The following is a 26,990-nucleotide window of genomic DNA, read 5'->3' as shown; positions in this document are numbered from 1 at the left end:
ACGACACCGCCGCCGTCCTCGGCGGGGAGGGCTCCCCGCCGAGGACGCCCGGCTACTTGGTCAGCGTGCCGCTGGCGATGTAGGGCTCGTCCAGCGTCTCGCGCTCCTCGAACCGGAGCGTGGTGCTGTTGAGGTAGATGAACGTGACGTAGCCGGACAGGCACGAGCCACTGGTGATGTTGATCTTGTAGGTCGCCCGCAGCGAGGTCGCGCCCGGCTGCAGGGTCAGCGTCCCCCGGCAGTCGTAGCTGGCGGCGTCGTAGCTGACCAGCCCGGTGGTGCTGCCGCCGAGCAGGGTGAACCGCACGTCCCAGGTCTTGTCCGTAGTGGAGCTCGGCTGGAATCCCTTGCCCTCCCAGACCCCGTTGAAGGCCAGCGGGAGCCGGTCGCTGCCCGCGCCGGGCGAGCTGCTGGAGGACGGCAGGGCGGGAGGCGAGTAGTCGGGGTCGGGGTCGTCCTCGCCGCCGCTGACCGCGACCGCGATCACGAAGACCACCAGGGCCAGCACCAGCACCACCCCGCACCCGATGCCGGCGATCACCGGCCCGTTGGAGGACTGCCGTCCCTGGTAGGCCGGGCCGGGCGGCGGGGTCATCGGCGGCCGCTGCATGGGCTGCTGGTGCATGGGCTGCTGATGCATGGGCTGGTGCATCGGCGGCGGCGTCATCGGCTGCGGCGGCGGGGTCATCGGGCCCGGCTGGTACCCGCCCTGGTGCAGCGGCATCGGCGGCGGGGTGATGGGCTGCGGCGGGGGAGTGGCCGGGCCGGGCTGGTATCCGCCCTGGTGCAGCGGCATCGGCGGCGGCGTCATCGGCTGCGGCGGCGGGGTGTGCATCGGCGCCGGCGGGACCGGGGGCGGCGGCGCCATCCGGGAGGCGATCCGGGTGCCCTGGTCGAGCAGCTCCTCGCTGGCCGGCGCGGGGGTGGCCGGCGCCGCCCCGACATGGCCGAGCAGTTGCAGCAGCAGCTGGGCGGCCTGCGGCCGGCCGGCCGGGTCCTTGGACAGGCAGCGGCCCACCAGCCCGCGCAGCGGCTCGGCCAGCGCCGACAGGTCCGGCTCCTCGTTGAGGATCCGGTTGATGATCACCGGCAGTGTGTCGGCCTCGAACGGCGACTGCCCGGTGGCGGCGAACACCATCGTGGCGCCCCAGGCGAAGATGTCCACCGCCGGCTGCAGTGGCGCCCCGGTCAGCTGCTCGGGGGCCAGGTAGCCGGGGGTGCCGACCACCATGCCGGTGGCGGTGACCGCGCTCTCCTGGGAGTTGACGGTGCGCGCGATGCCGAAGTCCACCACGCGCGGGCCGTCGGAGGCCAGCAGCACGTTGTTGGGCTTGAAGTCCCGGTGGACGATGTTCTCTTCGTGGATGGCGGCCAGGGCGGTGACCGTGCCGATCGCCAGCCGCTCCAGTTCCACGGCGCCCAGCGGGCCGTTGTGGGCGACCACGTCGTGCAGCGACGGGCCGTCGATGAACTCGCTGACGATGAACGGCTGGTCGCCGGCCACGTCCGCCTGCAGCACCCGGGCGGTGCAGAACGGTGCGACCTTCTGCGCCGCGGCCACCTCACGGGCGAACCGGGCGCGAGCCGCGGGATCGGCGGCCATCTGCGCGTGCAGCAGCTTGACGGCGACGTGCTCCCCGTCGGCCCCCCTGGCGAGATAGACGGCGCCTTGACCGCCCGCGCCGAGCCGCCCGATCACCTCATAGTTCCCCAGCCTGCGGGGATCCCCCGCCTCCAGGGGAGCGGCATCCGGCATGTTGACCCTCCAGTGACCCCGATTAGCCCGCGTCAGGCGGGCACAATATCGCGTTACTTCAGACGCTTCACCGGTTCGTCCGGTTCGCTGTCGCGGCTCGCGCCGGTACCTGGCCGCGCCCGGCCGCGGGGCCGGCGCGCGGACCGGTCCGTGGACCGATATGATCCCGCCGCCGCAGGACGTCGATGGCGGCTCGCACGGCGTTCCGCGGGGCCCTCGGAGCCCCGGGGCGGACGGGTCCGGGCGGGCCCGCCGCCGGCGTTCCGGCGGCCGATCCACGGAAGATCCACTGGCGTGACGTCCGGCAGGAGTGTGGCGGACGGCACATCCGGCGGGGCGACGGCGGTGACGGGCGTCACGTGTGGTACTCGTTGCGCCTTGCGTGCCGGGGGTCACCACGCGTGACAGAATTTCCCGCCCGGATCGGGCACAAGTACGGCCTCCCGAGCGTTAGATCCGCGCGACGGGGCGCAAAGAACGACGAGGGGGATGGAGATAGCAGATGGCAACCGATTACGACAGCCCGCGCAAGACCGACGACGACCTCAGCGAGGACAGCCTGCAGGAGCTGCAGGCCCGTCGGGCGGACAAGGCCGCGAGCATCATCGACGAGGACCTCGACGCCGGTGAGGTGGCCGAACTGCCCGGCGCCGACCTGTCCAACGAGGAGCTCACCTTCCGGGTGGTGCCGCGTCAGGCCGACGAGTTCACCTGCTCGCGCTGCTTCCTGGTGCACCACCGCAGCCAGCTCGCCGAGGAGCGCAAGGGCCAGCCGATCTGCCGCGAGTGCGCGGCCTGATCGGGGGACCCGTGTCCGGTGACGGTGACGGACCCCCCGACCGCGCGCAGGACGACACCGGCGATCTCGGTGTTCCGGCACCCCGTGACGGTGGCCGGAACGCCGAGATCGCCGAGCTGGTCGGACGACTGGCCGGCGACGACCTCGACCCCGACAGCCGGCGTCGGCTGCTGGGCAGGCTGACCAGGCTGCTGGCCGAGGGCGCGCGCCGCACCGGGGCCACCGGGCTGCGCGGCGGGCGCTGGCTCGCCGATCTGCTGATGGAGATCACCCCCCATCTGCCGGTGCGCGACGCGCCCACGCTCAGCGCCCACCACCACGGCCTCACCGGCGAGCGGCTGGCCGACAGCCTGGTGCGGGTGGCGGCCAACGGCACCACCGCGGTGGGTGCCGCCGGCGGCGCGCTGGCGGCCGTGCAGTTCACCGCGCCGCCGCTGCTGCTGACCGCGCCCGCGCAGATCGCCGCCGAGACACTGGTGATCTCGGCGATCGAGGTCAAGCTGATCGCCGAGTTGCACGCCGTCTACGGGGTGGACATCCCCGGCTCCGGCACCGCCCGGGCCGGTGCGTTCCTGACCTCGTGGGCCAGACGGCGCGGGATCAACCCGCTGGAGACCGGCTCGCTGACCAACGCGCTCGGTACGGCGGCCAAGACCGCGCTGCGCAAACGGCTGCTGCGCACCTTCGGCCGCAGCATGTCGACCATGGGCCCCTTCCTGACCGGCGCCGCCGCCGGCGCGACGCTCAACCGGACCGCCACCAAACGGCTGGCCGAGGCGGTCCGCGAGGACCTGCGCCGCCACATGGGACCCGCCCCCGCCGTCCCGCACGTCCTCCCGCGTCCCCCGCTGCCGCCGGGCTGACCGGACGGCCGCCCCCGCTCCGCCCGTTCCGATCAAGAAGCGAACTCCAGCTCGCCGGCCACCGAGTCCCGGCCGGTGAGCCACATCCCCAGCGCCTCCCGGGTGCCGCGCACCTCGGGCCCCCGCCCCACCGGACGGTGGCCGTCGGTCGGCACCAGCCGGTGGGAGAGCACCCTACGGTTGAGCCACAGGCTCAGCTGTAGCCCCTCGCGGAAGATCGCGGTGGCGACGGCATCCGGCACGTCCCGCCGCAGCCCCAGTCCGCGCAGCACATCCTGGTGGTGCACGCCGAGGTCGCCCAGAATGACCGGCAGCGCCAGGCGCGAGGTGAGGCTGGGGTTGGCGGCCCAGTGCCGGGCCCACTCCATCAGCCGGCCACGCGGCAGCATCCGCGCCCGGTCGGCCTGCGCCCGGTTGGCGGCGTTGATGCGTGTTCCGTACGGCACGTAGGAGCCCAGCAGGTAGTCGATCCCGATGACGTGGCCGAGGACGTCACGGGGCGCCCACTCGGTGCACAGCGTGGCGCCGGCGTCGAAGTCGTCGTCCGACAGCCCCTCCAGGGTCTCGATCAGCCGGAACCGCTCGGCGCGCAGCTCGTCTTCGAGGGCGAAACGCATCGTGGCCGATCCCTTTCGTGTACGGGATCGACCACGATACGACAAGGCTGGACCGGTCATCCAATAGGGTCGGCGGTCGCCGCGGAGCCGGGACCGCCCGGCCCGTGCCCAGGCCGGGCAGCGGGGTCAGTCGCCGAGGCCGAAGGCCGCCGGCAGCCGACCGTTGGACTTGGCGTACCGGCGCGCCGCCGCACGGGTGGCCAGCAGCCGTGCCACCTCCATGCCGACCCCCATGACCACTGCCCAGCCCAACGCCTCGCCCAGGGCCACATCGGGCGACTCGGGGTTGGTCGGCGGCTCCTTGCCGGTGGTCTTCTTCCAGGCGTATGTGATCGCCCTGCGGGCCGCGAACCCGCTTGCCAGGGCCGCGCCGCCGGCCAGCACCCGCCAGCCGATGTCGCCCTTGTCCGCCATCGTCATCTCCTCCGCTCTGCAGCCGAACGCAGTGAGGTTATCCAAGTGGCGGCGTTTGAATCGGTACGGAGGCGCGAAGCGTCACTAGCATTGGTGCATGAATCCGCAGCCGCGTACTCCCGACGTTCCGCCAAGGCCCTCCCTGGACGGTCTGGAGGACAAGTGGGTACGCCGCTGGGAGGCCGACGGCACCTACCGGTTCGACCGCACCAGGCCCCGCGAGGAGGTCTACGCGATCGACACCCCGCCGCCCACGGTCAGCGGGTCCCTGCACGTCGGGCACGTGTTCTCCTATACCCAGACCGACACGGTCGCGCGCTACCGGCGGATGCGCGGGCAGACGGTGTTCTACCCGATGGGCTGGGACGACAACGGCCTGCCCACCGAGCGGCGGGTGCAGAACCACTTCGGCGTCCGCTGTGACCCGTCGCTGCCCTACGACCCCGCCTTCGAGCCGCCGGCCGAGCCCGACCCCAGGCGGCAGGTCCCGGTCAGCCGCCGCAACTTCATCGAGCTGTGCGAGCGGCTGACCGCGATCGACGAGCGGGCGTTCGAGGACGTGTGGCGCCGGGTCGGCCTGTCGGTCGACTGGAGCCTGCTCTACACCACGATCGGGGACCGGGCACGGGCGGTCTCGCAGCGGGCGTTCCTGCGCAACCTGGCGCGCGGCGAGGCGTACCTGGCGCAGGCGCCGACCCTGTGGGACGTCACGTTCCGCACCGCCGTCGCCCAGGCCGAGCTGGAGGACCGTGAGACCGCCGGCGCCTTCCACCGGCTGCGCTTCCACGATGGTGAGCGGCCGGTGTACGTGGAGACCACCCGCCCGGAGCTGCTGCCCGCGTGCGTGGCGCTGGTCGCCCACCCCGACGACGAGCGCTACCGGGAGCTGTTCGGCCGCACCGTCCGCACCCCGCTGTTCGGCGTCGAGGTCCCGGTGTTCGCGCACCGGCTGGCCGATCCGGACAAGGGCTCGGGCCTCGCGATGATCTGCACGTTCGGCGACGTCACCGACGTGACCTGGTGGCGGGAGCTGGACCTGCCCACCCGTGCGGTCATCGGCTGGGACGGCCGGCTGGCCGCCGACCCGCCCGCCGGGGTCCCCGCCTCGCCGTACGACCGGCTGGCGGGCAGGACGGTCCACTCGGCCCGGGAACGGGTCGTGGAGCTGCTGCGCGAGTCCGGCGACCTGGACGGCGAGCCGCGCCCGGTCACCCGGCCGGTCAAGTTCTACGAGCGGGGCACCAGACCGCTGGAGATCGTCACCACCCGCCAGTGGTACGTCCGCAACGGCGGCCGGGACGCCGGGCTGCGCGAGGCGCTGCTGGCGCGGGGACGCGAGCTGGCCTGGCACCCGCCGTACATGCGGGCCCGCTACGAGAACTGGGTGGCGGGCCTCAACGGCGACTGGCTGATCTCCCGGCAGCGGTTCTTCGGCATCCCGTTCCCGGTCTGGTACCGGCTGGACTCCGCGGGCGAGCCGGTCTACGACGAGCCGATCACGCCGCCGGAGGACATGCTGCCGGTCGACCCCTCCTCGGACGTGCCGCCCGGTTACACCGAGGAGCAGCGCGGCAAGCCGGACGGCTTCATGGGCGACCCGGACGTCATGGACACCTGGGCCACCTCCTCGCTGTCCCCGCAGATCGCCGGCGGCTGGGAGCAGGACGCCGACCTGTTCTCCCGGGTCTTCCCCTACGACCTGCGGCCGCAGGGGCACGACATCATCCGCACCTGGCTGTTCTCCACGGTGGTGCGCGCGCATCTGGAGCACGGGTCGCTGCCGTGGACCGACACCGCGCTGTCCGGCTGGATCCTGGACCCCGACCGCAAGAAGATGTCCAAGTCCAAGGGCAACGTGGTCACCCCGATGGGGCTGCTGGTCGAGCACGGCACCGACGCGGTCCGCTACTGGGCGGCCAGTGCCCGGCCGGGCACCGACACCGCCTTCGAGGTCGGCCAGATCAAGGTGGGCCGCCGGCTGGCCACCAAGATCCTGAACGCGGCCCGGTTCGTGCTCGGCCTCGGCGAGGTGCCGCCCGGCGCCGCCGTCACCGAGCCGCTGGACCTGGCGATGCTGGCCGCGCTGTCCGGGGTCGTCGGGGAGGCCACCGAGGCCCTGGACGGCTACGACCATGCCCGCGCCCTGGAGCGCACCGAGCGGTTCTTCTGGCAGTTCTGCGACGACTATCTGGAGCTGGTCAAGCAGCGCGCCTACGGTGAGGGGCCGCAGGCGGCCTCGGCGCGCGCCGCCCTGCACACCGCGCTGTCGGTGCTGCTGCGCCTGTTCGCCCCGTTCCTGCCCTTCGTCACCGAGGAGGTCTGGTCCTGGTGGCAGGAGGGCTCGGTGCACCTGGCGGCCTGGCCCGCCGCGGACGAACCGCCCGCCGGCGGCGACCCGGCGCTGCTGATGGTGACCGCCGAGGCACTGCGGCAGGTCCGCAAGGTCAAGTCGCAGGCCAAGGTCTCCATGCGGGCCGAGGTGGCGCGGGCCGTCGTGCGCGGTCCCGGCGCCGGTGACATCGGCCCGGCCGCCGAGGACCTGCGCGCCGCCGGCAACGTCCACGAGCTGGAACTGGACGCCTCGGAGACCATCACCGAGCTCACGGTGACGGTCGCCCTCGCCGCCCAGGACTGATCAGGGGCGCTGCCCGTCCCCGTTCGTCGGCGAGCGCCGTCGCGCCGATCCTTTTCCGCGGGCCCCTCGCCCGTGCCGTGGCCGGACGAGGGGCCCGAGAGCATCCTGCGGGAGAACCGGTCAGGTCACCAGGCCGAGGCGTTCGGCCAGCCGGGCGCGGTGGTGGCGGGGAGCGCCGAGCAGCAGCTCGTCGCTCTTGGCCCGCTTGTAGTACAGGTGCGCGTCGTGCTCCCAGGTGAACCCGATGCCGCCGTGCAGGAGCAGGCTGTCCTTGGCGACCTGGAAGTAGGCGCGTCCCATGAACGACTGGGCGAGCGCGGCGGCCACCGGCAGCTCCTCGGGGGCCTCGTCGGCGGCCCAGGCCGCGTACCGGACGATCGACTCAGCCTGCTCCAGCGTGCAGTGCATGTCGGCGAGCCGGTGCTTGACGCCCTGGAACGACCCCACGTAGCGGCCGAACTGCACGCGCAGCTTGGCGTACTCCACGATCGTGTCCAGGCAGCGGCGCATCCCACCGAGTTGCTCGGCGGCCAGCGCGACGGCGGCCAGGTCCATCGCCCGCTCCAGCGCCGGGCCTGCGTCGGACGGGCCGACCAGCCGGGCCGGGGTGCCGTCGAACTCCAGCCGGTACTGCGGACGGGTGAGGTCGAGCGTGGTCAGCTCCGTGCGGGTAAGGCCGGGTGCGGCGGGATCGACGGCGAAGACGGCCAGCGGCCCGGAGCCGTCCTCGACCTCGTCCGCGAGGGTGGCCGCGACCAGGATCAGGTCGGCGTCGGCGGCGTGCAGGACGCGGGGCACCGGCCCCTCCAGCGTGTGGCCGTCGCCGTGGGCACGAGCCCCGGGCATGCGGTCGCCGGGCACCGGAGGGGCGAACGTGGCGATGACCGAGCCGTTCGCGATGCCCGGCAGCAGGTCCTTGGCGGCTGCCTCGTCGTCCAGGGCGAGCAGCACGTTCGCGGCCAGGACGACGGAGGCCAGGTACGGGGTCGGGGTGAGCGCCGCGCCCAGTTCCTCCATGACGACGGCGACCTCGCCGTGGCCGAAGCCCGCCCCGCCGTACTCCTCGGGGACCGCCAGGCCGGTCAGCCCCAGCTCCCCGGCCATCCGCCGCCACACGTCGGGGTCGTGACAGACGCCGGGCGTCTCGGCGATCTCGCGGACCCGGGCCATGGGGGAGGTGCCGGCCAGGAAGGCGCGCGTCGCGTCGGCCAGTTCTCGCTGCTCGTCGGTGCGGATCAGTCTCACTTGCCCGTCTCCTTCTGGGTGCCGACCCTGAGCTCGCGGAACGGCACGTCCCGGTCCACCTGCGGCTCGCGGGGCAGCCCCAGCACCCGGTCGCCGATGATGTTGCGCATGATCTCGTTGGTGCCGCCGCCGAGCGCCATGCCCGGAGCCCAGCTCAGCGCCCGGGCCAGGGCGGCGTCGGCGCCGTCGTGGGCGACCACGTCCGGGCCGAGGATCTCGGCGGCCACGTCGGCGCCGAACAGGGTCAGGTCGGCCAGCAGCAGCTTGATCACCGAGCCTCGGGCGCCGGGCGCGATCCCCGCCTTGACCTCCTGCGCCATCCGCGCGTTCAGCAGGTCGAACGCCCGCTCTCGCAGGTACAGGTCGACCAGCCGGTCGCGGACGGCCGCGTCGGCGGTCAGCCCGCGCTCGGCGGCCCGGCGGGAGACGCCGGCGAACGAGGCGGGACGCTCGGTGCGGGTCGCCCCCATCCCGATCGACACCCGCTCGTGCAGCAGCGTGGTCACCGCGGCGTTCCAGCCGTCGTGCACGCCGCCCACCACCTGGTCGGCGGGCACCTCGACGTCGTCGAAGAAGATCTCGTTGAAGTGCGACTCGCCGGTCATGTCGCGCAGCGGGCGCACCGTCACGCCGGGGTGGTGCATGTCGACGATGAACATGGTGATGCCCCGGTGCTTGGGCGCGTCCGGGTCGGTCCGGGCGATCAGCAGCCCGTAGTCGGCCTGCCTGGCCACCGAGGTCCACACCTTCTGGCCGTTGATCAGCCAGCCGTCGCCGTCCGGCACCGCCCGGGTCTGCAGGGAGGCCACGTCCGAGCCGGCGCCCGGCTCGGAGAACAGCTGGCACCAGATCTCCTCGCCGCGCAGCAGCGGCCTGATGTAGCGCCGCTTCTGCTCCTCGGTGCCCAGGGACAGCAGGGTCGGCCCGCACATGCCCAGCCCGATGCCGAAGACCCCGACCGGCAGTGCGAAGTCCTTGGCGGCCTGCTGGAACGCCCGCTCCTCGGCGACCGACAGGCCCTGCCCGCCGTACTCCTCGGGCCAGGTGATGCCGGAGTACCCGGCGTCATAGAGCCGGGCCATGAACTCGCGGGCCTGCTGAAGCCCCGGCTCCCCGGGGAGCCCGGCGGTGGCGGTCTCCAGCCAGGCCCGGGCCCGGCGCCCGTACTCCTCGATATCGGTCACTCGGTCTCTCCTAGGGTCGGGCCGGGCGCCCTGCCGGAGCGGGGTCGCCCGACCGGTGTTCCTCCGGTGGGAGGCAGGGGTCAGAACGCACAGGGCAGGTGCTTGATGCCGTTGATGAAGTTGGAGTACAGCCGGTCGGGCCGTCCGGCGGCACGGATGCCGGGCAGCCGGGTGAACAGCTCCCGGTACATGACGGTGATCTCGCGGCGGGCCAGGTTGGCGCCCAGGCAGTAGTGCGGCCCCGGCCCGCCGAACCCGACGTGCGGGTTGGGGCTGCGGGTGATGTCGAAGACGTCGGGATTCTCGAACACCGCCTCGTCCCGGTTGGCGGAGTTGTAGAACAGCAGCACCTTGTCGCCGGTCCGGTACTGGTGCCCGTTCATTTCATGGTCGCGGGTGACCGTCCGGCGGAACTGGATGACCGGGGTGGACATCCGCACGATCTCCTCGACGGCGCCGCCGATGCGGCCCTCGAAGTCCGCCAGCAGCAGCGCCCGCTGGTCCGGGTGGTCGGTGAGCAGTTTCAGGCCGTGCGCCATCGCGTTGCGGGTGGTCTCGTTGCCGGCCACCACCAGCAGGATGAAGAACGAGCCGATCTCCTGGTCGGTCAGCCGCTCACCGTCCACCTCGGCCCGCACCAGGGCGGAGACCAGGTCGTCGCCGGGCTCGCGGCGGCGGCGCCGGGCCAGCCGCATCGCCAGGTGGTTCAGCTCGTAGCCGGCCGTCATCACCCGCAGCAGCCCGTACAGCGCCGCCGGGCGGGTGAAGCCGTCGGGGGAGGCGGTCGGCTCCAGGCCGGAGTACTCCGGGTCGCCGAGCCCGAGGATGATGTTGGTGCGCTCCAGCACCATCGCCCGGCGTTCGGCGGGGATGCCCATCATGTCGCAGATGACCGCCACCGGCAGCCGCGCGGCCACCTGCTCGACGAAGTCGCCGGGACCCCGCGCGACCAGGTCGTCCACGATGCGGGTGGCCGCGGTCTGCAGGTCGGCCTCCAGCTTGGCCAGCACCCGGGGGGTGAACGCCCGCGACACGATCCGCCGGATCTTGGCGTGCCGGGGATCGTCCATGTTGATCATCGAGCCGAAGTACCGGGCCATGTAGGCCGGCTGGTCGGCGATGCTGGTGCTGCACGGCTCGCTGCTGAACACGTCCGGCCGGCGGCTGGCCTCCACCACATCGGCGTGCCGCACCAGCGCGTAGTAACCGGGGCCGCTCCTGATGAACGGCACCTTCAGCTCGCGGAAGAAGACGGGCCGCTCGCGGGCCCGCAGCGCCGCGAACGCGGCCTCCCGCTGCCGCCGGGGCCGGCCCCAGAACTCCAGGTCCGACAGGTCGATCTCCGCCTCGCGCAGCGGCTGCGCCATCCTCGATCACCTCGATCCGGCCGAATCCCGTTCGGTTTCATCGAACCCAAGGCCAGGGACGCCGTCAAGGGCGCACCGGCGAGGCACTGCGCCCCGCCGCCCGTCCGGCCGCCGGCCACGCCGCCGTCACCAGCGGGTAGATGCCCGACGCCGGCAGGGCGAACGCCTGCGTCAACGCCCGGACCAGGCCGTGGGGCAGGGGCCGAGGAACGACCGGGGAACATCGGCGACGAGCACGGGCGAACCCTCCGGAGCGAAGGGAGCATCGGAGAAGAGGCCGCGCGGACGGCGTTCGAGGGCCCGCACGGGTTCCCGGGCGGATAGGGTTACCGTCCGTGAGTCATGCCGCCCGGGACGCCGTCCACGTGGGGGAGCGGACCTGTGGCGACGTGCTCGCGGCCCCGGTGGGACACGGTGCTCGGTATGGTCGTGTGGCCGTGCCGCGGACCGCGTGTCCCGACCGTGGTGCCCTGACCCGTGACTCTGGGAAGAATCCTTGACGAACAAGAGCGCTCCCCACGCGCACGGGGACGTCCCCGTGCTGATCCGGCGGCTCGACGACGGGCTGCCCCTGCCTTCGTACGCCCACCCGGGCGACGCCGGGGCCGACCTGTTCGCCGCCGTCGACGTGGAGCTGGGGCCGGGCGAGCGCGCGGTGGTGCCCACCGGGATCGCCATCGCGCTCCCGGACGGATATGCGGCCTTTGTTCACCCAAGGTCCGGTTTGGGCGCTAGGTTTGGGGTCACGATCGTCAATGCGCCCGGTACGGTCGACGCCGGATACCGGGGTGAGATCAAAGTGACCTTGCTGAACACCGACCTCCGTCATCCGGTCCGGCTGCGCCGCGGCGACCGGATCGCCCAGCTGGTCGTCCAGCGGGTCGAGCGGGCGGCCTTCCACGAGGTCTCCGCGCTCCCCGGATCGGTCCGCGGCGACAACGGTTTCGGCTCCACCGGCGGACTGTCGGCGGCGGCGCCGGAGGCCGGGCACAACTAGGCTGAGCGCGCTACGCAGCGGTCAGATCGAGCACAGTGAAGAAGGAGCGTGAGTCGTGCCTATTCGACGTCGTCGCCAGGACGAGGAATCGGACAGCACCCTCGAACAGGCCGGCGAGCAGGCGGACGCCGTCGAGACGGACGACGCCCCCGCCGGCGAGGCGGGCGGTGCCGCCGGCCCCTGGGACTCGGGCGACTCCTACCCCGAGCTGGAGCGCCTGGACTTCGGCTCCATCCAGGTCCCGGTCGGCCCCGGCCTGGGCTTTCAGGTGAACTTCGAGGCCACCGAGGTGGACGCCGAGGGCAACCCGCTCAACGGGCGGCCGGTGTCGGTGCTGGTGCAGCACGCCGAGAGCGTGCTGCAGGTGCAGGCGTTCGCCGCGCCCAAGCGCAGCGGGATCTGGGATGACATCCGCCGGGAGACCGCCACCGAGATCACCGAGCAGGCCGGCGGGCAGGCCGAGGACCGTGAGGGCCCGTTCGGCACCGAGCTGCTGGCCATGCTGCCGGCCCAGCTCACCGAGGAGGTACTCAACGAGATGCCGCCGGAGGTGCGCGAGCAGATCCCGCAGGAAGTGATCGAGCAGGGCTACGCCTGGCAGCCGATCCGGTTCATCGGGGTGGACGGCCCGCGCTGGTTCCTGCAGGGCGTGGTGCAGGGCGCCGCCATCGAGGACGAGGAGCAGTGGCAGGTCCTCGAGGACGTCTTCCGCAACATCGTGGTGCTGCGCGGCGAGCAGCCGATGCCGCCGCGCGAGCTGCTGCCGCTGACCCTGCCCAAGGAGTTCTCCGAGGCCGCCGGCGAGCAGCAGGAGGAGGGCGGGTCCGACACCTTCGACCCGTTCGAGCGCGGTCCCGAGATCACCGAGGTCCGCTGAGCCGGCCGTCCCCGTCGTGACCGTCCCGGGTCATGGCGGGGAGGCGGCGCCTCCGCCGCCGCGGTCCCGGCCCGCCCACCCGTTCGGGGCGCTGACGCCCGGACGTCAGCGCGGGGGCAGCGCCCGCGCCAGCAGGTCCACCACCGAGATCGCGCCGATCATCGGCGGCTCGGGACCGCTCCCGGACTCCACCACCGCGACCAGCGGGCTGTGCTCGGCCGCCATCAACGCGGCGATCTCCATCGCGGTGGCGCCGCCCTCCACCACCGGCAGCCGCTGGGGCCGCTCCGGCAGCAGGTCCCGGACCCGGTGCCCGCGCAGCCGGTCGGCCAGCCGGTCGGCCTGCCGCTCGGCGTACACGTGCGCCAGCGTCGGATCGTCCTGGACGTAGCGGGGTACGACGAACCGCAGCAACTGCGAACCGGGCAGCACCGCCACCGGATGGCGGGCGGAGTCCACGACGATCAGCCCCGGAAGCCCGCGCTCGACCAGCAGTCGGGCGGCCTCCAGCGCGTCACTGTCCAGGTCGATGGTGGGGAAGTCCCTGGCCAGTTCACGGGCGAGCACCCTTCGACGCTACCCCCGGCTGGTGCCGGCTGCCGTGACCGGGCCCGCTAGGGTGTCGCAAAGGTGAGCCGGGAAGCCTGGTCGGCATTGTTCGGCACTGTTCGTGCCGCAATGTCCGTTACCGCTGACCGGAGGAACGCAGGGTGAGCGCCGCTGCCGCGATCGTCATCTTCGCCGCCGCCTACGCGCTGATCGCCTCCGAGCGCATCCACCGCACCGCCGCCGCGCTGGGCGGGGCGGCGCTGATGCTGCTGCTGCACGTCACCGACGCCGAGCACGCCTTCTTCTCCCAGGACAGCGGCATCGACTGGAACGTCGTCTTCCTGCTGCTGGGCATGATGGTGATCGTCTCGGTGCTGCGGCAGACCGGCGGGTTCGAGTACGTGGCGATCTGGGCGGCCAAGCGGGCCCGGGGCCGGCCGTACCGGCTGATGGTGATGCTGGTGGTGATCACCGCGGTGGTCTCGGCGCTGCTGGACAACGTCACCACCGTGCTGCTGGTCGTCCCGGTCACCTTCCTGGTATGCGAGCGGCTGGCGCTCAGCCCGGTCCCGTACCTGATGGCCGAGGTGATGGCCTCCAACATCGGCGGCACCGCCACCCTGGTCGGCGACCCGCCCAACATCATCATCGCCAGCCGCGGCGGCCTGTCGTTCAACGACTTCCTGGTCCATCTGGCGCCGCTGGTGGTGGGGCTGCTGGTGGTGTTCTGCCTGCTGTGCCGGTGGCTGTTCCGCGCGGCGTTCCGCTACGACCCCGATCTGGCGGCCGAGGTGATGGAGCTGGAGGAACGCGAGGCCATCACCGACCGGCGGCTGCTGGTCCAGGGCCTGGCGGTGCTGGGCCTGGTGATCGCGGCGTTCGTACTGCACCCGGTGCTGCACTACGAGCCGTCGGTGGTCGCGCTGCTGGGCGCCGGGCTGCTGGTGGCGGCCACCAAGGTCACCACCGAGCAGGCGCTGGCGGAGGTCGAGTGGTCCACCCTGGTGTTCTTCATGGGTCTGTTCGTCATGGTGGGCGGGCTGGTGCACAGCGGGGTGATCGGCCGGATCTCCGAGAGCGCGGCCGAGGCCACCCAGGGGCGGCTGGGCCTGGCGGCCATGCTGCTGCTGTGGGGCTCGGCCGGGATCTCGGCGATCATCGACAACATCCCCTACGTCGCCACCATGAGCCCGATCGTCGCCGAGCTGGTCGGCGACGCCGGGCCGGACGGCCAGGTGCTGTGGTGGGCGCTGGCGCTGGGCGCCGACCTGGGCGGCAACGCCACCGCCGTGGGGGCCAGCGCCAACGTCGTGGTGCTCGGCATCGCCGCCCGCAACGGCCATCCCATCGGCTTTTGGCACTTCACCAAGTACGGCATCGTCGTCACGCTGGTGACCGTCGCGCTGTGCGCCCCGTACCTGTGGCTGCGCTACCTCTGACCGCCCGATCGCCTGACCGCCGGCGGCCGGGCCGGGGCCGGGAAGTGAAACGCCGGGCGTCAACTGGTTCGCCCGGCCTTGTGGTGCTCTAGCCTGTCAGCATGGACGAGGTGCCGGCCGAGTCGGCCGTGGGGGCGGGCGGCGCACCCGGGCCCGCGCGGGAGCGGGGGCTGCGGAGGTTCCTGCGCCGCCTGGCGTCGAGCCGGGACGAGCTGGAGGCCGAGGAGCTGCAGCAGAGCACCGGTCAGGAGGGGGCCACCCCGATCGCCGGGTGCGGGGAGCGTAGCCGGGCCTGCGTGGCGGGTACGCTACGGACCGTGACTTTGCGACCGCGAGGTGGCGCTCCGGCCCTGGAGGCCGAGCTCTACGACGGGACCGATGTGATCAGCCTGGTCTGGCTGGGCCGCCGCAAGATCGCCGGCATCGAGCCCGGCCGCAGGCTGCGGGCCGAGGGGCTGGTGAGCGTGCAGGACGGCCGCAAGACCATGTTCAACCCCCGCTACGAGCTGCGAGGGACCTCATGAGCGACGCGGCGGCCACCGACACCGAGCCGGCGCGGGAGCGGCCGGTCACCTACGACACGGTCGAGGCGGCGGTGCGCGCCCAGCTGTCCAAGGCGCTGGGCGGCGTGCGGGGGATGGTCGAGGCGGCCGTGCCCACCATCGGCTTCACCGCCACCTACGTGCTCACCCACCAGGTCAGGACCGCGGTCGTCGTCGGCGTGATCTCCGCCGTGGTGCTGCTGGTGGTACGGCTGGTGCAGCGCTCCACCCCGCAGTTCGTGATCAACAGCCTGCTGGGCATCGCCATCGCGGCGTTCTTCGCGCTGCGCTCGGGCAAGGCCGAGGACGCCTTCCTGCCCGGGATCCTCTACAACGCCGGCTATGCGGCGGCCATGATCTTCTCGGTGCTGGTGCGCTGGCCGGTGGTGGGGTTCATCATCGGGTCGGTCACCGGCGACCCCACCGCCTGGCGCGCCGACCCCGGCATCGTGAAGCTGTGCTCCCGGCTGACCTGGTTCCTGATCCTGCCGTGCGCGCTGCGGGTGGTGGTGCAGTACCCGCTGTACCTGGCCGGTCAAGTCGGCTGGCTGGGCGCCAGCAAGATCGCCCTGGGCTGGCCGCTGCAGGTCGCCGCCCTGGGCGCCATGGTCTGGGTGCTGGCCCGGGGCCGCACTCCACTGCAGGGCAAACCCTCCACCTGATCCGCCACCCCCCTTTCGAATGAGCCTTCTGCCCCGGCGTACCCCGCTGACCTCCGCGCTGCTGTCCCGGTTCCGCCATCCGGCACAGCTCATCGTCGGCGGCTTCGCCGCCGCCATCACCCTGGGCACCGTCGCGCTGATGCTGCCGGCGGCCACCACCTCCGGAGACTCGGCGGGCCTGCTGCGGGCGCTGCTGACGGCCACCTCGGCGGTGTGCGTGACCGGGCTGGTCACGGTGAACGTCGACCCGCACTGGTCGGGCTTCGGCGAGGTGGTGATCCTGGCGCTGATCCAGGCCGGCGGGCTGGGCATCATGACCCTGGCCACCCTGCTGGCGGTGCTGGTCTCCGGGCGGCTGGGGCTGCGTGCCCGGCTGCTGGCGCAGGCGGAGACCAAGACCCTGCACGGCACCGACGTGCGCCGGGTGATCCGCAACATCGTGCTCTTCAGCCTGGTGTCGGAGGCGGTGCTGGCCCTGGTGCTGGGGCTGCGGTTCGCGCTGGGCTATGGGGAACCGCCGGGCCGGGCGGCCTACCTGGGAATCTTCCACTCGATCTCGTCGTTCAACAACGCGGGGTTCGCGCTGTGGTCCGACGGCATGATGCGGTTCGTCGCCGATCCGTGGGTGTCCCTGCCGGTGGCGTTCGCCGTCATCCTGGGCGGACTGGGCTTCCCGGTGGTGTTCGAGCTGGCCCGCGCCTGGCGGCGGCCCCGGACCTGGTCGGTGCTCACCCGCATCACCGTCGGGATGAGCGTGGTCCTGCTGGCGGGCGGCACGCTGCTGTTCACCGCCGTCGAGTGGGACAACCCCCGGACCCTGGGCCCGCTGTCCGACCAGGTGAAGATCATGGCGGGCTTCTTCACCGCCGTGATGCCCCGCTCCGGCGGGCTGAACGTCATCGACATCTCCCAGATGCGCCCGGAGAGCTGGCTGGCCACCGACATCCTGATGTTCATCGGCGGCGGCAGCGCAGGCACCGCCGGGGGCATCAAGGTCACCACGTTCGGGCTGCTGGCCTTCGTGATGTGGGCCGAGCTGCGGGGCGAGGACCGCGTCAACGTCGGCCACCGCCGGGTGGCCGGGCCGGTCCAGCGGCAGGCGTTGACCATCGCGCTGCTGGGCGTCGGGCTGGTCGCGGCGGGCACCTTCCTGCTGATGTTCATCACGCCGCACAGCCTGGACCGGGTGCTGTTCGAGGTGATCTCGGCGTTCGCCACGGTCGGGTTGACCACCGGTATCACCCCCGAGCTGCCGGCCGCCGGGCAGGTGCTGATCATCATCCTGATGTTCGTGGGCCGGGTCGGCCCGCTGACCATCTTCTCGGCGCTGGCGCTGCGCGAGCGCACCCGGCGCTACGAACTCCCCGAGGAGCGACCCATCGTTGGCTGACAAGGACATTCCCGTCGTGGTGATCGGGCTGGGCCGGTTCGGCAGCTCGCTGGCGCTGGAGCTGGCCCGGCAGGGCACCGAGGTGCTGGCCATCGACCACCGGCCCAAGGTGGTGCAGGCGATGGCCGGGCAGCTCACCCACATCGCCACCGCCGACGCCACCGACATCGAGGCGCTGCGGCAACTGGGCGTGCCGGACTTCCACCGCGCCGTCGTGGGCATCGGCAGCGACATCGAGGCCAGCATCCTGACCACCTCGTTGCTGGTCGAGCTGGAGATCGCCGACATCTGGGCCAAGGCCGTCAGCCGTCAGCACGGCCGGATCCTGGAGCGCATCGGCGCCACCCATGTCGTGCTGCCCGAGCACGACATGGGGGAGCGGGTCGCCCACATGGTCGGCGGCCGGATGCTCGACTACATCGCGGTCGACGAGAACTTCGCGCTGGCCAAGACCCGCCCGATCAGGGAGATCGTCGGCACGCCGCTCGGCGAGACCGGGCTGCGCCGCAAGCACGGCGTCACCGTGGTCTCGGTGAAGAGCGAGGGCGAGGAGTTCACCTACGCCACGCCCGACACCGTGCTGCAGTACGGCGACCTGATCATCATCGCCGGACCCATCGCCAAGGTGGAGCGCTTCCCCGAGCTGCTGTGACCCGGCCCGGGTGACCCGGTCCGCCGGGCTCAGCGGGCCGACAGCAGCTCGGCCAGCTCGTCCTCCATGTCCTGGTTGGCCACGAACAGCAGCTCGTCGCCGGCCTCCAGGGTGTCGTCGGGGGTCGGCACCAGCACCCGGCCCTCCCGCAGGATCGCCACCAGCGCGGTGTCGGTCGGCCAGGTCACCGAGCCGACCCGCTGCCCGCCCAGCGGGGCGTCCTCGGGCAGTGTCAGCTCCACCAGGTTGGCCTCGCCCTGCCGGAAGGTCATCAGCCGGACCAGGTCGCCGACGCTGACCGCCTCCTCGACCAGGGCCGACAGCAGCCGCGGGGTGGACACCGCGACATCCACGCCCCACGACTCGTTGAACAGCCACTCGTTCTTGGGATGGTTGATGCGGGCCACCACCCGCGGCACCCCGTACTCGGTCTTGGCCAGCAGCGACACCACCAGGTTGACCTTGTCGTCCCCGGAGGAGGCGACCACCACCTGGCAGCGCTCCAGCGCGGCGTCGTCCAGCGAGGCGATCTCGCAGGCGTCGGCCAGCAGCCACTCGGCGCGCGGGACCACCTCGACCTTGATGGCCCGGGGGTCCTTGTCGATCAGCAGCACCTCGTGGCCGTTCTCCAGCAGTTCCTGGGCGATGGAACGCCCCACCGCCCCGGCCCCGGCAATCGCCACCCTCATCGTGCGCGCCTCTCCCGTCCCGCGTGCTGTTGCGCGCCGTTGCGTTCCGCGTGCTGTTGTGCGTCGTCCCTTCCCGCGACGCCGACCGCCCTCGTCACCGGTCGCCTCCGTCGGCAGGCTGCGCCACCGCCTTGTTGAGCCGGTCCTTGTCGTCGGAACGTGCCATCACATGCACCACGTCACCGTCCTGGATCACCGTGTCGGCGTCCGGCACGATGGCCTCTCCCATCCGCGACAGGAACGCCACCCGGGTGCGCACGGCCTCCTCGAACGCGGTCACCTTGGTGCCGATCCACGCCTCGCCGACGCTCAGCTCGGCCAGCATGATCTCGCCGGTCGGATCGCGCCACAGCGGCAGCGCCCCGTCCGGCAGCAGCCGGCGCAGCATCTGGTCGGCGGTCCACCGCACGGTCGCCACCGTCGGGATGCCCAGCCGCTGGTAGACCTCGGCCCGCCGGGGGTCGTAGATGCGCGCCACCACGTTCTCCACCCCGAAGGTCTCCCGGGCCACCCGGGCGGAGATGATGTTGGAGTTGTCACCGCTGCTGACGGCCACGAACGCGGAGGCCTGCTCGATGCCGGCCTCCTCCAGGACGTCCCGGTCGAACCCGACCCCGGTCACCCGGCGGCCCCGGAAGCCGCCGCGCAGCCGACGGAACGCCTCGGGACTCTGGTCGATGATCGCCACCGAATGACCCTTGTCCTCCAGGATGTGGGCGAGCGTCGACCCGACCCGCCCGCATCCCATGATCACGATATGCACGGCCGTCCCTTCCCCGGCGTCGCAGGATCGCGCTTGCCCCGTGATCCCTGACGGGTTGAAACCTACACATCAGCCGCGCACTGTCATACCCCGCCCGCATCGCGGGCAGGCCGTGGTTCGCATATCCGCCGATGACCGGCGCGGCGGTGGCCGCCGGCCGGATTGTCCCCGCCACAGACTAGGCTCTGCACTCGTGTCCAAAGTTGCGGACCTCGTCAAACGGGTCCTGGTAGGACGAGCACTGCGCAGCGGCCAGCTGCACGAGCAACTGCTGCCCAAGCGGATCGCGTTGCCCATCTTCGCCAGTGACCCCCTGTCATCGGTCGCCTACGCTCCCCAAGAGCTGCTGATGATGCTGGCGGTCGCCGGGGTCTCCTTCTACCACTACGGCCCGTGGATCGCGCTGGCCATCGCGGCGCTGATGGCCGTGGTCGTGGCCTCCTACCGGCAGAACGTGCACGCCTACCCCAGCGGCGGCGGCGACTACGAGGTCGCCATGACCAACCTGGGGCCCGCCGCCGGGCTGACCGTCGCCAGCGCGCTGATGGTCGACTACGTGCTGACGGTGGCGGTGTCGGTCTCCTCCGGGGTGGAGAACATCGGCTCGGCGATCCCCCTGATCGGGGAGCACAAGGTGACGGCCGCGCTGGCCATCATCACGCTGCTGACCGTGATGAACCTGCGCGGCGTCCGCGAGTCGGGCACCCTGTTCGCCATCCCCACCTACGCCTTCGTGGTGGGCGTGCTGGGCATGATCGCGTTCGGGCTGCTGCGGGTGGGGGTGCTGGGCGACCAACTGCGCGCACCCACCGCCGACCTGGAGGTACGGCCCGAGCAGGTCGACCTGGCGGGCTTCGCGGTGCTGTTCCTGCTGCTGCGGGCGTTCTCCTCCGGCTGCGCGGCGCTGACCGGGGTGGAGGCCATCAGCAACGGGGTGCCGGCCTTCCGTAAGCCCAAGAGCCGCAACGCCGCCACCACGCTGCTGATGATGGGGCTGATCGCGATCACCATGTTCGGCGGGGTGATCACGCTGGCGCTGGCCTCCGACGTGCGGGTGGCCGAGAATCCCGCCGAGGACCTGCTACGCGACGGGCAGCCGGTGGGGCACGGCTACGTCCAGGAGCCGATTCTCACCCAGGTGGCCTCGGCCGTGTTCGGCGAGGGGTCGCTGCCGTTCCTGTACATCGCGGGGGTCACCGCGCTGATCCTGTTCCTGGCGGCCAACACCGCCTACAACGGGTTCCCGGTGCTGGGCTCGATCCTGGCCCGCGACGGCTTCCTGCCCCGGCAGCTGCACACCCGGGGCGACCGACTGGCCTTCAGCAACGGCATCATCATCCTGGCCGCCATGGCCGGGCTGCTGGTGTACGCCTTCCAGGCCGAGGTCACCAAGCTGATCCAGCTCTACATCGTCGGCGTGTTCGTGTCGTTCACGCTCAGCCAGATCGGCATGGTCCGGCACTGGAACCGGCACCTGCGCACCGAGACCGACCCCGCCCGGCGCGCCCACATGCACCGCAGCCGGATCATCAACGCGGTCGGCGGCACGGTCACCGGCTTCGTGCTGGTCATCGTGCTGCTCACCAAGTTCACGCACGGTGCGTGGATCGTGTGCCTGGCGATGCCGGTGCTGTTCGCGCTGATGAAGGGGATCCGGCGGCACTACGACACGGTGGCCGCGGAGCTGGAGCCCACCGGTGAGGACGTGGTGCTGCCGGCCCGCAACCACGCCATCGTGCTGGTGTCGAAAATCCACAAGCCGACGCTGCGGGCACTGGCCTACGCGCGCGCCACCCGCCCCTCCACGCTGGAGGCGGTCACCGTCTCGGTGGACCGCGACGAGGCCGCCCGGCTCCGCGACCAGTGGGAGGCGCTGGACCTGCCGGTGCCGCTGAAGATCCTGGACTCGCCGTACCGGGAGGTCACCCGGCCGGTGGTGGACTACGTCAAGAAGGTGCGTCGGCGCAGCCCGCGCGACGTGGTGACGGTGTTCGTCCCCGAGTACGTGGTCGGTCACTGGTGGGAGCACCTGCTGCACAACCAGAGCGCGCTGCGGATGAAGGGCCGGCTGCTGTTCGTGCCCGGGGTGATGGTCACCAGCGTGCCCTGGCAGCTGGCCTCCTCCGCCCGGCTGGGGGGCCGGCCCGAGCGGGCCGCCCCGGGCTCGGCCCGCCGCCCCTACGGCGACGTCCCGGAGGGGGATCGAACACGCGCGGGCGGCGGTATCGTTTCGAAGCGTGACTGATCTCCGCCTTGACCCCCCGATTCCGGATGTACTCGAACTCGATATCGGGACGGTGGCCAACGGGGGCTGGTGCGTCGCCCGCCACGAGGGCCGGGTGGTGTTCGTCCGGCACACCCTGCCCGGGGAACGGGTGCGGGCCCGGGTGACCGAGGTCACCAAGAACTTTCTGCGCGCCGACGCGGTGGAGATCCTGCGGGCCTCCCCGGACCGGGTCGTGCCGCCCTGCCCGTTCGCCGGTCCCGGCCGCTGCGGCGGCTGCGACTGGCAGCACGCCTCGCTGCCGGCCCAGCGCCGGCTCAAGGCGGCGGTGGTCGAGGAGCAGCTGAGCAGGCTGGCCGGCATCGACCGCACCGTGGTGGTCGAGGAGGTGCCCGACCCGCACCACGACGAGGACGAGCTCACCGCCCGCGGCCCGGGTCTGGGCTGGCGGACGCGGGTGCAGTTCGCGGTCCGTGACGACGGGGTCGTGGGGCTGCGTCGGCACCGCTCGCACCAGGTCGAGCCGGTCGACGAGTGCCTGATCGCCCACCCCGGGGTGGAGATGATCGGCATCGAGCGCAAGCGCTGGCCGGGCGCGGCCTCGGTGGAGGGCATCGTGTCGGCGGGCACCGGCGACCGGCTGGTGGCGCTGCGCGAGCGCGCCTCCCGGTCGCGGGGCGGCGGCCGGCGGGCGGCGAAGGTGCCCCGGCTGGACGTTCCGGTCCGGCTGCTGCGCGGGCGCGGCACGCCCGGCGGCCCGCAGCCCTACGTCCGCGAGGAGGCGGCCGGCCGGCTCTGGCAGGTCACCGGCAGCGGCTTCTGGCAGGTCCATCCGGGTGCCGCGCAGGCCCTGGCGGACGCGGTGTTGGCCGCGCTGGAGCCCCGGCCGGGGGAGATCGCACTGGACCTGTACTGCGGGGTCGGCCTGTTCGCCGGGGTGCTGGCCGAGCGGGTCGGCCGGGACGGCCTGGTCGTCGGGGTGGAGTCCGACGCCCAGGCGGTCCGCGACGCCCGGTTCAACCTGCGGGACCTGCGGAACGTGTCGATCGAGCAGGGCCGGGTCGAGGACGTCATCGCCGAGCTGGAGTTCGGCCGTGAGCACCGGCCCGCCGAGGCCGGGCGCTCCGGGCGCGGGGGTCCGGCCGGCCGTGGCGGAGCGGGCCGGCGCGGCGGGGCCCGCGAACGGGAGAACGGCCTGCGGGCCGATCTGGTGCTGCTGGACCCGCCGCGCACCGGGGCGGGCCGCCAGGTGGTGGAGCACGTCGCCGGACTGGCCGGGCGGAAGGTCGCGTACGTGTCGTGCGACGCCGCCACGCTGGCCCGGGACCTGGCCTACTTCGGCGAGTTCGGCTGGACGCTGCAGTCGCTGCGGGCCTTCGACGCGTTCCCCATGACCCACCATGTGGAGCTGGTGGCGACCCTGATCCCCGGATGACCGCCGTGTGCTGAGGCCCGGTGGCGCGCCCCCGCGCGCCGCCGGACCTCAGGCCACCATCGCCAGGAGGGTGGACGCCAGCACCGACGCGGCGGTGACGATCAGGCCGAGCAGCGCGACCGTGTGCCGGAACCGGCTGTCCAACTGGGCCCGGGTGACCTGGTCGCGTTCGGCGGCGGCGAGCCGTTCGCCGAGTTCGTCCAGCAGCCGGGTGTGCTCATCCACCCGGCGCTCGTGGTGGCCCTGGATCTGGTGCAGCAGCGCAATCTGGCCTTCGACGTTGGCCATGCCCACCTCCAGTCCACGACGCAGCTCGGCTATCGCCAGGTCGACGGCGGCTTGTCCGCTCATGGTGACCCCCTTCTTCCCTCACGCCGGCGGTCCCGGAGGCGGAGGGGTGGAACTCAGTTACCGGTAAGTATTGCCACCTCGACCGGAAATAATCAGAAATTTTTAAGCCCGGTACGGGGTGCTGGATGCCCTGTGGGACAGTGCGACCGGACCTGTGAGGAAGAAAACCTTCCGGGTGTAATTACTAGATGTTCCTGAATTTTTCCGGCATCCTGAGCGCATGGCTGGGCCGTTGGACCGCGAGCGCGTCGCCAAGTACGTGGTCGCGCGCCGCGGCTCGCTCGGGCTGACGCAGGAGCAGCTCGCCGAGCGCGCCGGGGTGACCGTGAAGACCGTGTACAACCTGGAGTCGGGCGGACGCTGGCCCCAGGCGCGTACGCGCGGCGCGATCGAGGGGGCGCTGCGCTGGCGGGCCGGTGATCTGGTCCGGATCGGGGAGGGGCGCGAGCCCACGCCGGGCCGGGACACGGGAGAGCCAGACCTGAACACCGTGGTCCGCGAGCTGCAGGAGCTGGACGCCTACTTCGCCGACCTGCGGGCCGACTCCGGTGAGCGCCGCCGGGTGGCCCTGGCCTTCCTGCGTGCGCTCTACGGCGAGACCGGCCGCACCTCCCCGCGGCGGCGCCACTGAGGCGAACGGGGCCGACCCCGCCCCAGGCCCGAGCTGCGGGCCGGGCCGTCGCATCGGCGCCGCCGAGATGTACCGGGTGCCTTGTCCGGACCCTTTCCCCAAGGTTCTTATGGCAATGGAGCAAGGCGTTTCTTACCTCTCGGTAAGAGTTGCCGAAACGGAACGTTGCCGGATCTGACTGGTAGTTACAGTATTTGACAAAGGGGAAGACTCTCAGTATCGGTGGTCGTCAGTTCCGCCGCCTCCCGAAGGAGTGCCAGCATGCGCTCAGCCGGACCGTGGCCGCGGTACCGCCGCCTGCTGGGCCTGTCCATGGTCGCCGCGGCGGCGGGCGGGCTGGCCGTGGCCGCTCTGGGCGGGACCGGCGCCGCGGCGGTCACCGTCGGGGCCGGGCTGGCGGGCACGGTGGTGCCCTTCGCGGTGGCGATCGTGCTGGTGCTGCACGACATCCGCGAGCAGCAGCGGCGGATCATCGACCAGTTGGAGACGCAGACCCGGATCCTGCACCGGGCCGCCCGGCTGGCGGGCGAACTGACCGACGACTCGTGGTGAGCCGGGCGCGGTTGCGCGTCGCCAGGTGCCCGAGTCGCGCCCGGCCGGTACCGCCGGCCGGGCGGGTCGGGCGACCGGACGGTCACCTCCAGTAAAGGACCTTCGCCTTGGCGTCGGCGACGGTGATCGGGCCGGGGGCGTCGTGCCGCACCTGGAAGCCCAGCCAGCGCCCCTCGTCGACGGTGTCGGCGGGCAGCCCGTACAACACCGCCAGATCGCCCTGCCCGTTCGCGGCGTACTGCTGCACGGGCCCGGTGGCGACCTCGTCGGCGTCGGCGGAGTCGACCTCGATCGCCCGGGCCCTGACCTCGGTGCCCGCGGGGACCCCGCGCAGCGTGGCGGAGGCGGTCAGCGCGTACCGGGCCGGGCCGTTCAGCAGCCCGGGACCGCCCGCGTCCCGGTGCTGGCGGGTCGAGTCGGAGTACTCGCGATCCCACACGATCGTGGTCCACTGGCCGGACGGCAGGGACTGCCCGGCGTCGGCTCCCACGGACACGTACTCAGGCATGTCATCCTCCGCAGGGCTGACGCCGACGCGCCACTGCCCATAGTCGCCGGTGACGGCGCGGTTGTAGTCGACGCTCACGCCGTTCAGCTCACGTTCGTTGGAGTACTGCTGGATATGGGCCCGGTCGTCCCACCGGCCGCCGGACCAGGCGTAGGTCTGCCAGGCCCAGCGGGCCTTGCCGGCGTCCAGCGCCCGCTTGACCGGCCCGTACCCGCCGTACAGGCCCACCCGGTCGCGGCCGATCACGCCGGCGGCGCCGTCCAGGTAGGCGTTGATCACCTCCTGCTGGGCGGCGGAGGCGTCGAAGTCCACCGCGAAGTAGATCGGCCGGTCGGCGGGCATGCCGCAGGCCTGCGCCTTGCGGTCGGCGTCGCGTGCGTCGGCGGCGCCGCCCGCCCGGCCCGACAGCGCCCGCGAGGCGGTGGTCTCCCACACCACGACCAGCCACAGCCCCGCCTCCGACAACTGGTCGGCCTCGGCGCGGGTGAGGTCCTTGCCGGTGGTGTCGTGCGAGACGTAGCGGCAGACGAACTTCGCCCCGGCCCGTTTCAGGGCGGCGGGGCCCGGCCTGCCCCACGCGTAGTCAATGCCGAACACGGCCATCGGCACTCCCAGCGGTCGCTTCTGCAACGAATCCCACCATGGCAGAGAAGGGAAGGGCGAGACATGCGGAACATGCGGATATGCCCGCCATGGATGACGAACAGTGGCTGATCGGCCACTTGTGACCCGGAAACCGCCGCGATGGCATGTGCACGGACACCGCCCGGCGGCCGTGGGCCGGCCGGAGCGGGCGACGCCGTACGGGACGCCTCTACCGTGCGGGCGGACGGTGCCCCTGCGTTCGCGGACGTGTCCTGATCAGTACCAAGATGGACGTATGCGACTGCGGATATTCACCGAGCCCCAGCAGGGGGCCACGTACGACACGTTGCTGAGGGTCGCCCGGGCGACCGAGGAGCTGGGCTTCGACGCCTTCTTCCGCTCCGACCACTACCTGAAGATGGGCGATGTCAGCGGGGAGCCCGGGCCGACGGACGCCTGGATCACGCTGGCCGCGCTGGCCCGGGAGACCAGCCGGATCCGGCTGGGCACCCTGATGACCGCCGCCACCTTCCGTTATCCGGGGCCGCTGGCGATCTCGGTCGCCCAGGTCGACCAGATGAGCGGCGGCCGGGTCGACTTCGGAGTCGGGACCGGCTGGTTCGAGGCCGAGCACACCGCCTACGGCATCCCGTTCCCCGCCCTCAAGGAGCGCTTCGAGCGGCTGGAGGAGCAGCTGGAGATCATCACCGGGCTGTGGGGGACGCCGGAGGGGGAGACCTACTCCTTCGAGGGCGCGCACTACCGGCTGGCCGACTCGCCCGCGCTGCCCAAGCCGGTCCGGCCAGGCGGCCCGCCGGTGCTCATCGGCGGGACCGGCGCCAAGCGCACCCCCCGCTTGGCGGCGCGCTACGCCAAGGAGTACAACGTGCCGTTCAACCGGGCGGACGAGACGAAGGCGGCCTACGAGCGGGTCCGCGCCGCCTGCGAGGAGGCCGGCCGCACCGAGCCGATGGTCTACTCGGCGGCGCAGGTGGTGTGCTGCGGCCGGGACGAGGCCGAGATCGCGCGGCGGGCCGCGGCGATCGGCCGGGAGGTGTCCGAGCTGCGGGAGAACGGGCTGGCCGGCACGCCCGGCGAGCTGCTGGACAAGCTCGGCCGCTTCGCCGAGTTCGGCACCGAGTGCGTCTACCTGCAGGTCCTGGACCTGTCGGACCTGGACCACCTGGAGCTGCTGGCCGGCGAGGTGCTGGCCAAGCTGTGAGCGCGTGCCGTCGTGGCCGCCCCGCCCGGCGGTCACGGCGGC

At 72.4% G+C, this 26,990-nt stretch carries 26 protein-coding genes; 15 read left to right on the top strand and 11 right to left on the bottom strand.

Translation table 11 applies throughout. From position 1 onward, the window contains the following. Nucleotides 1-52 precede the first annotated feature (52 nt). Nucleotides 53-1,756: a serine/threonine-protein kinase gene (locus C4U03_RS09065; protein WP_103937233.1), complete on the bottom strand. Its 1,704-nt coding sequence runs from the start codon at nucleotides 1,754-1,756 to the stop codon at nucleotides 53-55. A gap of 502 nt (nucleotides 1,757-2,258) precedes the next feature. Here C4U03_RS09065 and C4U03_RS09060 point away from each other — a divergent pair. Both C4U03_RS09060 and C4U03_RS09055 read left to right on the top strand, forming a co-directional pair. Further along, a complete protein-coding gene (locus tag C4U03_RS09060) occupies nucleotides 2,259-2,555 on the top strand; it encodes a DUF4193 domain-containing protein (protein ID WP_103937232.1) in 297 nt (98 codons plus the stop codon). 11 nt (nucleotides 2,556-2,566) lie between these two features. Continuing rightward, nucleotides 2,567-3,418: a hypothetical protein gene (locus C4U03_RS09055; RefSeq protein WP_103937453.1), complete on the top strand. Its 852-nt coding sequence runs from the start codon at nucleotides 2,567-2,569 to the stop codon at nucleotides 3,416-3,418. A 32-nt stretch (nucleotides 3,419-3,450) separates the two neighbouring features. Here C4U03_RS09055 and C4U03_RS09050 read toward each other — a convergent pair whose 3' ends face one another. After that, nucleotides 3,451-4,035, bottom strand: a complete 585-nt coding sequence (locus C4U03_RS09050) for a maleylpyruvate isomerase family mycothiol-dependent enzyme (protein ID WP_103937231.1) — start codon at nucleotides 4,033-4,035, stop codon at nucleotides 3,451-3,453. A 126-nt stretch (nucleotides 4,036-4,161) separates the two neighbouring features. Continuing rightward, nucleotides 4,162-4,449, bottom strand: coding sequence for a DUF4235 domain-containing protein (locus tag C4U03_RS09045; RefSeq protein WP_103937230.1), 288 nt, complete (start codon nucleotides 4,447-4,449; stop codon nucleotides 4,162-4,164). A 97-nt stretch (nucleotides 4,450-4,546) separates the two neighbouring features. On the opposite strand from C4U03_RS09045, the gene valS reads away from it, so the two are divergent. Continuing rightward, a complete protein-coding gene (gene valS / locus C4U03_RS09040) occupies nucleotides 4,547-7,084 on the top strand; it encodes a valine--tRNA ligase (protein ID WP_103937229.1) in 2,538 nt (845 codons plus the stop codon). A 120-nt stretch (nucleotides 7,085-7,204) separates the two neighbouring features. Here valS and C4U03_RS09035 read toward each other — a convergent pair whose 3' ends face one another. From C4U03_RS09035 to C4U03_RS09025, 3 genes are all read right to left on the bottom strand, one after another. Beyond that, nucleotides 7,205-8,329, bottom strand: coding sequence for an acyl-CoA dehydrogenase family protein (locus C4U03_RS09035; protein ID WP_103937228.1), 1,125 nt, complete (start codon nucleotides 8,327-8,329; stop codon nucleotides 7,205-7,207). After that, nucleotides 8,326-9,513: an acyl-CoA dehydrogenase family protein gene (locus tag C4U03_RS09030; RefSeq protein WP_103937227.1), complete on the bottom strand. Its 1,188-nt coding sequence runs from the start codon at nucleotides 9,511-9,513 to the stop codon at nucleotides 8,326-8,328. Before C4U03_RS09030 ends, C4U03_RS09035 begins: the two co-directional genes overlap by 4 nt. Before the next feature lie 80 nt (nucleotides 9,514-9,593). Next, nucleotides 9,594-10,880 carry a cytochrome P450 gene (locus tag C4U03_RS09025; protein ID WP_103937226.1) on the bottom strand — a complete coding sequence of 429 codons (1,287 nt, stop codon included), beginning with the start codon at nucleotides 10,878-10,880 and terminating at the stop codon, nucleotides 9,594-9,596. 496 nt (nucleotides 10,881-11,376) lie between these two features. Here C4U03_RS09025 and dut point away from each other — a divergent pair, with 496 nt between their 5' ends. Together dut and C4U03_RS09015 are read left to right on the top strand one after the other, a co-directional pair. Next, a complete protein-coding gene (gene dut / locus C4U03_RS09020) occupies nucleotides 11,377-11,877 on the top strand; it encodes a dUTP diphosphatase (protein ID WP_103937225.1) in 501 nt (166 codons plus the stop codon). Between the two features lie 55 nt (nucleotides 11,878-11,932). After that, nucleotides 11,933-12,754 (top strand): DUF3710 domain-containing protein, encoded by an 822-nt coding sequence (locus C4U03_RS09015; protein WP_103937224.1) that lies wholly within the window; start codon nucleotides 11,933-11,935, stop codon nucleotides 12,752-12,754. 105 nt (nucleotides 12,755-12,859) lie between these two features. Here C4U03_RS09015 and C4U03_RS09010 read toward each other — a convergent pair whose 3' ends face one another. Then, nucleotides 12,860-13,321, bottom strand: coding sequence for a CBS domain-containing protein (locus C4U03_RS09010; protein ID WP_103937223.1), 462 nt, complete (start codon nucleotides 13,319-13,321; stop codon nucleotides 12,860-12,862). A 143-nt stretch (nucleotides 13,322-13,464) separates the two neighbouring features. On the opposite strand from C4U03_RS09010, the gene C4U03_RS09005 reads away from it, so the two are divergent. From C4U03_RS09005 to C4U03_RS08990, 5 genes are all read left to right on the top strand, one after another. After that, nucleotides 13,465-14,742: an ArsB/NhaD family transporter gene (locus tag C4U03_RS09005; protein ID WP_103937222.1), complete on the top strand. Its 1,278-nt coding sequence runs from the start codon at nucleotides 13,465-13,467 to the stop codon at nucleotides 14,740-14,742. 101 nt (nucleotides 14,743-14,843) lie between these two features. Next, nucleotides 14,844-15,266: an OB-fold nucleic acid binding domain-containing protein gene (locus C4U03_RS41085; RefSeq protein ID WP_200827150.1), complete on the top strand. Its 423-nt coding sequence runs from the start codon at nucleotides 14,844-14,846 to the stop codon at nucleotides 15,264-15,266. Next, complete coding sequence (locus tag C4U03_RS09000; RefSeq protein WP_200827149.1) at nucleotides 15,263-15,946, top strand: DUF3159 domain-containing protein; 684 nt, start codon at nucleotides 15,263-15,265, stop codon at nucleotides 15,944-15,946. Before C4U03_RS41085 ends, C4U03_RS09000 begins: the two co-directional genes overlap by 4 nt. Nucleotides 15,947-15,965: 19 nt before the next feature. Next, nucleotides 15,966-17,336, top strand: coding sequence for a TrkH family potassium uptake protein (locus C4U03_RS08995; protein WP_103937220.1), 1,371 nt, complete (start codon nucleotides 15,966-15,968; stop codon nucleotides 17,334-17,336). Next, nucleotides 17,329-17,988: a potassium channel family protein gene (locus C4U03_RS08990; protein WP_200827148.1), complete on the top strand. Its 660-nt coding sequence runs from the start codon at nucleotides 17,329-17,331 to the stop codon at nucleotides 17,986-17,988. Before C4U03_RS08995 ends, C4U03_RS08990 begins: the two co-directional genes overlap by 8 nt. A 29-nt stretch (nucleotides 17,989-18,017) precedes the next feature. Here C4U03_RS08990 and C4U03_RS08985 read toward each other — a convergent pair whose 3' ends face one another. Both C4U03_RS08985 and C4U03_RS08980 read right to left on the bottom strand, forming a co-directional pair. After that, entirely contained in the window at nucleotides 18,018-18,677 is a 660-nt protein-coding gene (locus C4U03_RS08985; RefSeq protein ID WP_103937219.1) for a potassium channel family protein, read from the bottom strand. A gap of 94 nt (nucleotides 18,678-18,771) precedes the next feature. Further along, on the bottom strand, nucleotides 18,772-19,440 hold the full coding sequence (locus C4U03_RS08980) for a potassium channel family protein (protein ID WP_103937218.1): 669 nt from the start codon (nucleotides 19,438-19,440) through the stop codon (nucleotides 18,772-18,774). A 193-nt stretch (nucleotides 19,441-19,633) separates the two neighbouring features. Between C4U03_RS08980 and C4U03_RS08975 the strand changes: the two genes are divergently transcribed. Continuing rightward, the gene (locus C4U03_RS08975; protein ID WP_103937217.1) at nucleotides 19,634-21,685 is read left to right on the top strand and encodes an APC family permease; all 2,052 of its coding nucleotides are present in this window, start codon (nucleotides 19,634-19,636) and stop codon (nucleotides 21,683-21,685) included. Further along, the gene (locus C4U03_RS08970; RefSeq protein WP_103937216.1) at nucleotides 21,678-23,099 is read left to right on the top strand and encodes a class I SAM-dependent RNA methyltransferase; all 1,422 of its coding nucleotides are present in this window, start codon (nucleotides 21,678-21,680) and stop codon (nucleotides 23,097-23,099) included. The genes C4U03_RS08975 and C4U03_RS08970 overlap by 8 nt, the downstream gene beginning before the upstream one ends. 48 nt (nucleotides 23,100-23,147) lie before the next feature. Here the strand turns inward: C4U03_RS08970 and C4U03_RS08965 are convergent, their stop codons facing one another. Beyond that, entirely contained in the window at nucleotides 23,148-23,450 is a 303-nt protein-coding gene (locus C4U03_RS08965; protein ID WP_103937215.1) for a hypothetical protein, read from the bottom strand. A gap of 220 nt (nucleotides 23,451-23,670) precedes the next feature. Here C4U03_RS08965 and C4U03_RS08960 point away from each other — a divergent pair, with 220 nt between their 5' ends. Next, nucleotides 23,671-24,081, top strand: a complete 411-nt coding sequence (locus C4U03_RS08960) for a helix-turn-helix domain-containing protein (protein ID WP_103937214.1) — start codon at nucleotides 23,671-23,673, stop codon at nucleotides 24,079-24,081. 261 nt (nucleotides 24,082-24,342) lie between these two features. Beyond that, nucleotides 24,343-24,633 (top strand): hypothetical protein, encoded by a 291-nt coding sequence (locus C4U03_RS08955; protein WP_103937213.1) that lies wholly within the window; start codon nucleotides 24,343-24,345, stop codon nucleotides 24,631-24,633. Between the two features lie 82 nt (nucleotides 24,634-24,715). On the opposite strand, the gene C4U03_RS08950 is transcribed toward C4U03_RS08955, so the two are convergent. Further along, nucleotides 24,716-25,771, bottom strand: coding sequence for a glycoside hydrolase domain-containing protein (locus C4U03_RS08950; RefSeq protein ID WP_235017725.1), 1,056 nt, complete (start codon nucleotides 25,769-25,771; stop codon nucleotides 24,716-24,718). Between the two features lie 250 nt (nucleotides 25,772-26,021). On the opposite strand from C4U03_RS08950, the gene C4U03_RS08945 reads away from it, so the two are divergent. After that, nucleotides 26,022-26,948: an LLM class F420-dependent oxidoreductase gene (locus C4U03_RS08945; protein ID WP_103937211.1), complete on the top strand. Its 927-nt coding sequence runs from the start codon at nucleotides 26,022-26,024 to the stop codon at nucleotides 26,946-26,948. Nucleotides 26,949-26,990: the final 42 nt, after the last annotated feature.

Origin of the sequence: Thermomonospora echinospora, from assembly GCF_900108175.1 — a bacterium.
Classification (GTDB): Bacteria; Actinomycetota; Actinomycetes; order Streptosporangiales; family Streptosporangiaceae; genus Thermomonospora; species Thermomonospora echinospora.
Note: the sequence above shows the minus strand (reverse complement) of the source record. Positions and strands in the feature narration are given on the sequence as shown.

Bases quoted from the DNA above. Each gene is read 5' to 3' on its own strand.
- C4U03_RS09065 (WP_103937233.1), bottom strand. From the start codon at position 1,756: ATGCCGGATGCCGCTCCCCTGGAGGCGGGGGATCCCCGCAGGCTGGGG.
- C4U03_RS09060 (WP_103937232.1), top strand. From the start codon at position 2,259: ATGGCAACCGATTACGACAGCCCGCGCAAGACCGACGACGACCTCAGC.
- C4U03_RS09050 (WP_103937231.1), bottom strand. From the start codon at position 4,035: ATGCGTTTCGCCCTCGAAGACGAGCTGCGCGCCGAGCGGTTCCGGCTG.
- C4U03_RS09045 (WP_103937230.1), bottom strand. From the start codon at position 4,449: ATGGCGGACAAGGGCGACATCGGCTGGCGGGTGCTGGCCGGCGGCGCG.
- valS (WP_103937229.1), top strand. From the start codon at position 4,547: ATGAATCCGCAGCCGCGTACTCCCGACGTTCCGCCAAGGCCCTCCCTG.
- C4U03_RS09025 (WP_103937226.1), bottom strand. From the start codon at position 10,880: ATGGCGCAGCCGCTGCGCGAGGCGGAGATCGACCTGTCGGACCTGGAG.
- C4U03_RS41085 (WP_200827150.1), top strand. From the start codon at position 14,844: ATGGACGAGGTGCCGGCCGAGTCGGCCGTGGGGGCGGGCGGCGCACCC.
- C4U03_RS09000 (WP_200827149.1), top strand. From the start codon at position 15,263: ATGAGCGACGCGGCGGCCACCGACACCGAGCCGGCGCGGGAGCGGCCG.
- C4U03_RS08995 (WP_103937220.1), top strand. From the start codon at position 15,966: ATGAGCCTTCTGCCCCGGCGTACCCCGCTGACCTCCGCGCTGCTGTCC.
- C4U03_RS08985 (WP_103937219.1), bottom strand. From the start codon at position 18,677: ATGAGGGTGGCGATTGCCGGGGCCGGGGCGGTGGGGCGTTCCATCGCC.
- C4U03_RS08965 (WP_103937215.1), bottom strand. From the start codon at position 23,450: ATGAGCGGACAAGCCGCCGTCGACCTGGCGATAGCCGAGCTGCGTCGT.
- C4U03_RS08960 (WP_103937214.1), top strand. From the start codon at position 23,671: ATGGCTGGGCCGTTGGACCGCGAGCGCGTCGCCAAGTACGTGGTCGCG.
- C4U03_RS08955 (WP_103937213.1), top strand. From the start codon at position 24,343: ATGCGCTCAGCCGGACCGTGGCCGCGGTACCGCCGCCTGCTGGGCCTG.
- C4U03_RS08945 (WP_103937211.1), top strand. From the start codon at position 26,022: ATGCGACTGCGGATATTCACCGAGCCCCAGCAGGGGGCCACGTACGAC.